The sequence below is a fragment of the Thiorhodococcus mannitoliphagus genome, assembly GCF_010915725.1.
Taxonomy (GTDB): domain Bacteria; phylum Pseudomonadota; class Gammaproteobacteria; order Chromatiales; family Chromatiaceae; genus Thiorhodococcus; species Thiorhodococcus mannitoliphagus.
The window spans coordinates 1-1,028 of the sequence record NZ_JAAIJR010000357.1 but is presented as its reverse complement, the minus strand read 5'-3'; the positions used below and the strand labels follow the sequence as shown (position 1 = coordinate 1,028).

General features: G+C 64.4%; 1 protein-coding gene and 1 pseudogene. Both read left to right on the top strand.

Features of this window, described 5'->3' with window-relative positions; genetic code table 11:
• Window positions 1–449 (top strand): annotated as a pseudogene (locus G3480_RS26855) (ISNCY family transposase); the annotation flags it as partial.
• A gap of 35 nt (window positions 450–484) precedes the next feature.
• Complete coding sequence (locus G3480_RS26850) at window positions 485–1,021, top strand: hypothetical protein (protein ID WP_164657240.1); 537 nt, start codon at window positions 485–487, stop codon at window positions 1,019–1,021.
• The last annotated feature ends 7 nt before the right edge of the window (window positions 1,022–1,028 follow it).

Sequence of the window (1,028 nt, the reverse complement as noted above, 5' to 3'; positions counted from 1 at the left end):
TGCTGCACGAGGCCGTCGACGGGCTCGACGTCCCCGTGGTTGGCGTGGTCAGTGATGGGCAACGCAGTCTCCGTAAGGCAGTGGTCAAGACGTTTCCCGGCGTGCCCCATCAGCTGTATCAATTCCATGATTGGAAACAGGCTGCCGGCCCGGCTTGGGAGGCCGACCGTCACGCCAAGAAGGAGCTGAAGAAACGGGTGCGCGCCATTCGTCCACTCGAGCGCGCGCTCGGGGATCGCGAGGATCACGAAGCGCAGGTGGTGCAAGGATCCTGTGCGGCGGTGCGCGGGGCGCTCAGTGATGAGGGTAAGGCGCCCCTGGAACCGGGCGGGCTGCGCCTGCATGAACGCTTGGAGCAGATCGATACCAGCTTGCAAGCCGTCGAGCAAAAAGGGGGGCTCTGCCGAAACCACTCAAGCGCTTACACGCCATCCTCGCGCGCGCGTTGACGGCCACGGCGGCGTTCTGGGCGCCTTTGGAGGCGATGTTTCACGCGATCCAAGAGGCCGTTGACGTGCTGGAGAATCCCGAGCAACGACCTGCCGCCGAGGTGAGGAGGGCCTATGAGCGCTGGATGCAGCGCTTCGCCGAGGCGCTCAAGACGCCCGCCGGCGAAGCCATTCGCGACTGGGGTGAGCACTTTGTAAAGATCACCCAGCGCTATTGGCCAGGACTCTTTCACACCTACGATGTGACTGGACTGCCGCGCACCAACAACGCGCTTGAGCAGCTCTTCGGCTCACTGCGCCATCAAGAGCGGCGCATCACCGGGCACAAGGTCGCCAGTCCCAGCCTCGTCGTGCGTGGTGCCGTGCGGGTGCTCGCCGCTGTGCTGACGCGAGTGAATCCACCGACACCGCTGCAGCTCGGTGAGGTCGATCCCGTGTGCTGGCGCGAGGAGCGCCGTCGGCTCGGCAAGCTGCGCCAAGCGCGCGTGATGCAGCGACGCTTTCGCCAGCATCCCGACACCTACCTCGCGGCGCTCGAGGAAAAGCTCCTCAAGCTCAATTTGCCTCCATAGTTTTTTT

Bases quoted from the DNA above. Each gene is read 5' to 3' on its own strand.
- G3480_RS26850 (WP_164657240.1), top strand. From the start codon at position 485: ATGTTTCACGCGATCCAAGAGGCCGTTGACGTGCTGGAGAATCCCGAG.